Source organism: Streptomyces sp. SS8 (genome assembly GCF_054072955.1).
In genome coordinates this window covers 178,720-185,731 of record NZ_JBSVCZ010000012.1, presented here as the reverse complement: position 1 = coordinate 185,731, position 7,012 = coordinate 178,720, and the positions used below count along the sequence as shown (strand labels likewise).

Genomic DNA, 7,012 nt, shown 5'->3' with positions numbered 1-7,012 from the left:
CCGAAGCGGCCGGGTGTCCGCCGGCCGGTGCCCTCAGAACTCGACCGTGGAGACCGCGTAGACCCGCAGGCGGTCCTCGCTGGTGACGTCCACGGTGACCGCCAGATCGGGCCGCTCCCCGGGCCGCTCGATCCTGGTGCCCGCAAAGCGGCGGCCCGGGGCGTCCAGATCCCAGCCCACCGTCTCGGCCTGCCGTGCGGTGACCCCGGGGGCGCCCTCGCGCAGAGCGCCCGGATCCCCGCCGGCCTCCTCGATGAACCTCTCCAGACCCCGCCGGGAGGTGCGGAACTGCACGTAGAAGGTGCTGCGCTGCCAGCTGTTGGTCTCGTAGTGCGCCACATAGGTGGACCCGCCGGGCACCGGCACCTCGTAGATGCGGCTCTCCAGTTTGCTGGGCCACTGCCACACCAGGCCGGTGGCGGCGGCGGCACGCTGCTTGTCCTTGCCGCTGTCGCGGCTCTGGTAGGCGGACAGCACCAGATACCCGGCGGGGACGGCGATCAGCAGCACCACGATGACCGCGGCCAGCCAGCGGTGCCTGGGCCGGTGCGGCGGGGTCCCGGGCTGCGGCAGGGAGACGGTGGCGGTCAACGGCCCGCCCCCCAGCCGCGCGACGGCAGCAGGCCGGCCCCGGCGCGCTCGTACCGCTCCACCCGGCGGCGGTTGGCGCGGCGGAAGCGGCGGGCGACCAGCCGGGCGAGGTCGGCGGCGCCGACCATGCCGGCCTCCGGGCCGAGCTCGGCGCGCGCGATGCGGGCCTCGGGACGGTAGCCGCGGCCGGTGAGGTGGCGGCGGAAGGCGTCCCGGGCGGGGCCGATCAGCAGTTCGTCGGCGGCGCTGACCCCGCCGCCGACGACGAAGCAGGAGGGGTCCAGCGCGGCGGCCAGGTTGGCGATGCCGACGCCGAGCCACTCGCCGATCTCCTGGAGGAGCTCGGTGCACATCGCGTCGCCCTCGCGGGCCAGCTCGGTGATCAGCGGCCCGGTGATGTCGCGGATGTTGCCGCCGACGCGGTCGATGATCCCGTACGCGACCGGCGACTCGGCCGCCGCCAGCTCGCGGGCCTCGCGGACCAGGGCGTTGCCGGAGCTGTACTGCTCCCAGCAGCCGCGGTTGCCGCAGGGGCAGCGGTGGCCGCCGGGCACGACCTGCATATGGCCGAACTCCCCGGCCACCCCGTACTTGCCCCGCTTGACCTGGCCGTCCTCGAGTATGGCGCCGCCGATGCCGGTGCCGAGGGTGATCATGACGAGGTGGTCCTCGCCTCGGCCGGCGCCGAAGCGCCACTCGCCCCAGGCAGCGGTGTTGGCGTCGTTGTCGACCATGACGGGCACGGCCAGGCGGGCGGTCAGGGCGTCGCGCAGCGGCTCGTCGCGCCAGGCCAGGTGGGGGGCGAACAGCACCCGGGAGCGGTCGGCGTCCACCCAGCCGGCCGCCCCGATGCCGACGGCGTGCACGTCGTGGCGGTCGGAGAGGTCCAGGACCAGCTCGGCGATGGTGTCCTCGACGGCCTGCGGGCTCTTGGACTTGTCGGGGGTCTCGGCCCGGACCTTCTCCAGAATGCGGCCGTCGGCGTCGACGACGCCCGCCATCACCTTGGTGCCGCCGATGTCGATGCCCACCGTGGGCACGCGCGGCGCGGAGACGTAGGAGCGCCGCTCGCGCATGGCGACGGCCCTGAAAACCGTCGCTCTGGCGGTCGCCCTGGCACTCGTTCCGGCGCTCGTTCCGGCGCTCGCTCCGGCAGTCGCTCGAACAGAGCCTCGGTGCGCCCGGTCACGGTACGTACTCATCACCGTCGATTGTGCCCTACGGAGCCTTGCGGTCTGGTTCCGAGGGACGGGTGCGCGCCAGTTCGTGGCCGAGCCGGTCCAGGTCGCTGCCGCCCGCCATCTGGCGGGTCAGCTCGTCCAGAGCGATCTCCTCGCGGGCGTGGCTGCCGGCCATGGAGCCGCGCCTGAGCAGGACGAACCGGTCGCCGACCAGATGGGCGTGGTGGGGGTTGTGGGTGACCAGGACGACGCCCAGTCCCTGGTCGCGGGCGGCGGCGACGTAGCGCAGGACCACCCCGGCCTGTTTGACGCCGAGGGCGGCGGTCGGCTCGTCCAGGACGATCACCCGGGCGCCGAAGTGGACGGCGCGGGCGATGGCGACCGACTGCCGCTCCCCGCCGGAGAGGGTACCGATGGGCTGGTCCACGTCGCGCAGGTCGATGCCCATGCGCAGCAGGGCGTCGCGGGTGGTGCGGCGCATGGCGGCGGTGTCCAGCCGGCGGAGGGGGCCGCGCCCGGTGACGGGCTCGGAGCCGAGGAAGAAGTTGCGCCACACCGGCATCAGCGGGACGACGGCCAGGTCCTGGTAGACGGTGGCGATGCCGCGGTCGAGGGCTTCGCGGGGGGAGGAGAGGCGGACCTCCTCGCCGTCGATGCGGAAGGCGCCGTCGTCGTGCCGGTGCAGCCCGGAGATGATCTTGATGAGGGTCGACTTGCCGGCACCGTTGTCGCCGAGGACGCAGACGACCTCGCCGGAGCGGACCGCCAGCGACACGTCCTCCAGCGCGGTCACGTTGCCGTAGCGCTTGCCGACACCGGCCAGCTCCACCAGTGCCGTGGGGGAACCGGCCGCCGCCGTGGGTGTCCTGTTCACGAGGATGCCTCCGCCCGCTTGCGGATCCATGCGTTGAGCAGCGTGGCGAGCAGCAGCATCGCCCCGAGGAAGAACTTGAACCAGTTGGGGTCCCACTGGGCGTAGACGATGCCCTTGCTGGTCATGCCGAAGATCAGGGCGCCGACGGCGGCGCCGGCCGCCGAGCCGTAGCCGCCGGTGAGCAGGCAGCCGCCGATGACGGCCGCGGCGATGTAGATCAGCTCGTTGCCCACGCCCTCGCCGGACTGCACGACGTCGTAGCTGAACAGCAGGTGCTGGCCGGAGATCCAGGCGGCCAGGGCCACTCCCATGTAGAGGCCGATCCGGACGCGGTCGACGGGGACGCCGACCGCGCGGGCCGCGTCCGCGTTGCCGCCGGTGGCGAAGATCCAGTTGCCCGCCCTGGTCCGCAGCAGGATCCAGGTGGCCGCGGCGACCAGCGCGAGCCACCACACGATGGTGATCCTCAGCTGGAAGCCGCCGACGGTGATGTCGGAGGCGAAGACCGCGCGGGCGGAGGCGAAGCCCTCCATGTCGCCGATCGCCTTGGTGGAGACCGTGCCGCCGATCAGCTTGGTAAGGCCGAGGTTGAGGCCGGTGAGCATCAGGAAGGTGCCCAGGGTGATGATGAAGCTCGGCAGGCGGGTGCGGGTGAGCGTCCAGCCGTTGAAGAGGCCGATCGCGAGGGTGACCAGCAGGGACACCGCGACGCCGGCCCAGGTGTTCGCCGTCATCTGGTAGCTGAACATCGAGGAGACCAGCGCCGAGCTGGTCACCATCACGCCCGCCGACAGGTCGAACTCCCCGCCGATCATCAGCAGGGCCACCGGCACCGCCATGATGCCGATCGTGGAGGCGGCGTACAGGACGGTGCCCAGGCCGGCGGGGCGCAGGAAGCCGTCGGCGGCGAGGGCGAAGAAGACCAGGACGGCGACGGCCCCGACCACCGCGCCCAGCTCGGGGCGGGCCGACAGGCGCCGCGCCACCGGGCCGCGCTCGGCGGCGTCCTGTGCCAGGGCCGCGGGGGTGGCGGTCATCGGGTGCCCCGCCCGGTGTACTTCTCCAGGTCGGCGGCGTCGTCCCCGGTCACCAGCTGCGGGCCGGTGAGGACCGGCCGTCCGCCGCCGAGCATGTTGCCGTTGTAGCGGTGCAGCCACAGCAGGTCGACGGCCTCGTAGCCCTGGAGGTAGGGCTGCTGGTCGACTGCGAAGCCGATCGTGCCGTCCCGCAGTCCGGCGGCGACCTGGGCGTTGAGGTCGAAGGTGTTGACCTCCGCGTCGCTGCCCGCCTGCTTCACGGCCTTGGCGGCGGTGGCGGCGAAGGGGGCGCCGAGGGTGACGACGGTGTCCACGTCCCGGTCGGACTGGAGCTCCGCCTCGACGGAGGACTCCACGGAGGGCATGTTGGTGCCGTCCACGTAGAGGTTCTCCACCTCGCCGTCGAAGGCCTCGCGCACTCCGTCGCAGCGCTCCTCGTGGCCGACGTTGCCCTGCTCGTGGACGAGACACAGGGCCTTGCCGTGACCGCGCTCGTTCAGCTCCTCGCCGACCGCCTCGCCGGCGACGGACTCGTCCTGGCCGATGTGGGCGAGGGCGCCGAGGCCGGCGGACTCCTCCTGGCCGGAGTTGATCGTGACCACCGGTATCCCGGCCTTCACCGCCTTGCGCACCACCGCCGCCATGGCCTCGGGCTTGGCGAGGGTGACGATCAGCCCGTCCACCTTCCGGTCGATGGCGGTCTGGACGAGCTGGGCCTGGCGGCCGGCCTCCTTGTCGTGGGAGTAGACGAACTCCACGTTGTCCTTGACGGCCGCCTGCTCGGCGCCGCTGCGGACGATGTCCCAGTAGGTGTCGCCGTCTCCCGAGTGGGTGACCATCGCGAACGTCCAGCGCGGGGTGTCCACCGCCGCGCGGCCTCCGGCGCGCTCGCGCTCCTCCTCGGCCCGCTTCCCGCCGGTGCTGCTGCATCCGGCCAGGGCGAGCGCGAGGACCGCCGCCGACGCCGTGGCCCTCGTCCGTATACCGGCCCGTATGCCGGTCCGTACGCCCCTGCGTACCCCTCCTGCCGTGGTCACGCGGTTTCCGCCCTCTCGCTGCGTGAGTGCCGGCCCGGTGGCCGGCTTTCGTGCCGTGCCGGGGCGCGGGCGGTGCCCGGCCCCGGCCGACCAAGTATCCGTCACCGCCGCTCGCACGGGGATCGGGGGTGGCGCGGGAGGGGACGGGCGGTACGGGTGGGGCGGGGGAGACCGGGCGGGCCGGAAGGGGCGCCCCCTCAGAAGCGCACCGGCAGGCGGTGCGGGCCGCGGATGAGCATGCCCTGCCGCCAGGAGACGGCCGCGGGGTGGATGTCGAGGGCCAGGTCCGGGCAGCGGTCCAGCAGCGCGCGGACGGCGACGCGGCCCTCCAGCCGGGCCAGCGGGGCGCCCAGGCAGTGGTGGATGCCGTGTCCGAAGGCGAGGTGGCCGCGGGACTCGCGGCGGATGTCGAAGCGGCCGGGGTCCGCGAAGCGTCCCGGGTCGCGGTTGGCGTCGGCCAGGGCCGCCAGCACCAGCTCCCCGCCGCCGGGGATCACCGTCCCGCCGATCTCGACGGGCTCGGTGGTGAAGCGGTAGGTGGGCGTCTCGACCGGGCCGTCGTAGCGCAGCATCTCCTCGACGGCGCCCTCGGTCAGGGAGGGGTCCGAGCGCAGCAGCGCGAGCTGGTCGGGGTGGGTGAGCAGGGCGAGGGTGCCGTTCGCGATCAGGTTGACGGTGGTCTCGTGGCCCGCGATGAGCAGCAGCCAGGCCATGCCGAGCAACTCCTCGGCCGACAGCCGGTCGCCGTCCTCGTCGGCGGTGTGCAGCAGGGCGCTCAGCAGGTCCTCGCCCGGCTGCCGGCGCTTCTCCTCCAGCAGTTCGGTGAGGTACTCGGTGACGGCCTCGTTCGCGGCCCTCTTCTCATCGAAGCCCGCGTCCCCGACGACGGTGGCAGACCAGGCCCGGAAGGCGTCCCGGTCCAGGAACGGCACGCCCAGCAGCTCGCAGATGACCGTGATGGGCAGCGGGAAGGCGTAGGCGTCCACCAGATCGGCCCGCCGGTCCGGCTCCTTCAGCATCGCGTCCAGCAGCCCGTCGGCGATCTCCCGCACCCTCGGCTCCAGGGCCGCCGTGCGCCGCGCGGTGAACTCGCGGGCGACCAGCCTGCGCAGCCTGGTGTGGTCCGGCGGGTCGGAGCTGAGCATGCTGACCCCGGCCGCCGGAGGGCCCACCGGCAGGGCGGGCGAGGCGTTGCTCCAGTGCTTGGACAGGCGCGGGTCGGCCAGGACGGCCCGTGCCTCCTCGTGTCCGACGACCAGCCAGGCCTCGGCTCCCTCGGGCATCCGCACCCGGTGCACCGGGCCCCGGGCCCGCAGTCCGGCGTAGACGGGATAGGGGTCGCGGACGAAGTCCTCGCCCAGGGAAGCCAGATCGACCGCTGCCCGCTCGTCCGTGCTCATCCGCGCCTCCCCCTGTGTGGCCGTCCGCCGCCGATGATGCCAGCGGGGGATCCCGCGGCGACACCGTTATCCGGCCAGGTGGTCCGGCGGGCCGCAGGTGGGCCGAAACGGACCGCGCGGGACCGCACTGGGCCGTACAGGGCCTCCCGGCCGCAGGGCCGGCCCGCGCGCCCGGCCGCCGGAGCACGGGGGCGCCTGCGTCAGGGCGCCGGCGCACCGAACAGCTCGACGGCCTTGCGCACCTCCGCCAGCGCCCCGGCCAGCGCGCTCACCGAACCGACCGCCCCCGCGATCAGCAGCAGCGACTGGCGCAGCCGGGCGACCTCGGGGGCGCCCGCGCGGAGCGCGGCGTCCACGGCGGCCAGTTCCTCCTCCGCTATCTGCCGGTCCGCCAGTTGTGCGCGGTAGCCGGCGAGTTCCCGGTGCAGGCGGGACACGGCCCGCCGCAGTGCGACGACCCGCGGGTCGTCCTGTCCGTGGACGACCGTCCGGCGTCCTATCGCTTCTTTCCGCAACGCAGCTCCCCCCACACGGATGCTGTGTTCCTCGTCGTCCGTCGTCGTCGGTTCTCGTCCGCCGTCGTGCTCCGCCGTGCTCCGTCCCACCGTTCCGGGTCCCGCGCGGCACTCCCCCGCTGTCGCGCCGCCGCTCCGCGTCCGCCGAGGGCACGCGGCCCGGCCCCTCCCGGCGGCGTACGGCCGGAGAAGGGGTGCGCACAGTAAACGCCACTCTCCGCACATCGCGCTACACGGAGGGCGAGATCCGGGGCGTGGTTCAGGCCATCGGGGCGGGGCCCGGCCGGCTCCGGTCCGCCGCGGTGGGGAGACTGGTCCGCGGCGGCGGAACGTGCCGGTGGAAGCGGCCCCCGCCCGCCGCCCCGACGAAGGAGTGA

At 73.9% G+C, this 7,012-nt stretch carries 7 protein-coding genes; all 7 read right to left on the bottom strand.

Annotation, left to right across the window (positions count from 1 at the left end):
- Window positions 1-33: 33 nt before the first annotated feature.
- A complete protein-coding gene (locus tag ACW69E_RS14445) occupies window positions 34-591 on the bottom strand; it encodes a hypothetical protein (RefSeq protein WP_457498626.1) in 558 nt (185 codons plus the stop codon).
- Complete coding sequence (locus ACW69E_RS14440) at window positions 588-1,793, bottom strand: ROK family glucokinase (RefSeq protein WP_457498625.1); 1,206 nt, start codon at window positions 1,791-1,793, stop codon at window positions 588-590. Before ACW69E_RS14440 ends, ACW69E_RS14445 begins: the two co-directional genes overlap by 4 nt.
- 16 nt (window positions 1,794-1,809) lie before the next feature.
- Window positions 1,810-2,676: an ATP-binding cassette domain-containing protein gene (locus ACW69E_RS14435; RefSeq protein WP_457498624.1), complete on the bottom strand. Its 867-nt coding sequence runs from the start codon at window positions 2,674-2,676 to the stop codon at window positions 1,810-1,812.
- Window positions 2,643-3,683, bottom strand: a complete 1,041-nt coding sequence (locus ACW69E_RS14430; RefSeq protein ID WP_457498623.1) for an ABC transporter permease — start codon at window positions 3,681-3,683, stop codon at window positions 2,643-2,645. Before ACW69E_RS14430 ends, ACW69E_RS14435 begins: the two co-directional genes overlap by 34 nt.
- The gene (locus tag ACW69E_RS14425; RefSeq protein ID WP_457498635.1) at window positions 3,680-4,678 is read right to left on the bottom strand and encodes a sugar ABC transporter substrate-binding protein; all 999 of its coding nucleotides are present in this window, start codon (window positions 4,676-4,678) and stop codon (window positions 3,680-3,682) included. Before ACW69E_RS14425 ends, ACW69E_RS14430 begins: the two co-directional genes overlap by 4 nt.
- A 239-nt stretch (window positions 4,679-4,917) precedes the next feature.
- Window positions 4,918-6,120: a cytochrome P450 family protein gene (locus ACW69E_RS14420; RefSeq protein WP_457498622.1), complete on the bottom strand. Its 1,203-nt coding sequence runs from the start codon at window positions 6,118-6,120 to the stop codon at window positions 4,918-4,920.
- Window positions 6,121-6,320: 200 nt separating this feature from the next.
- Complete coding sequence (locus ACW69E_RS14415) at window positions 6,321-6,635, bottom strand: DUF5955 family protein (RefSeq protein WP_457498621.1); 315 nt, start codon at window positions 6,633-6,635, stop codon at window positions 6,321-6,323.
- Window positions 6,636-7,012 lie beyond the last annotated feature (377 nt).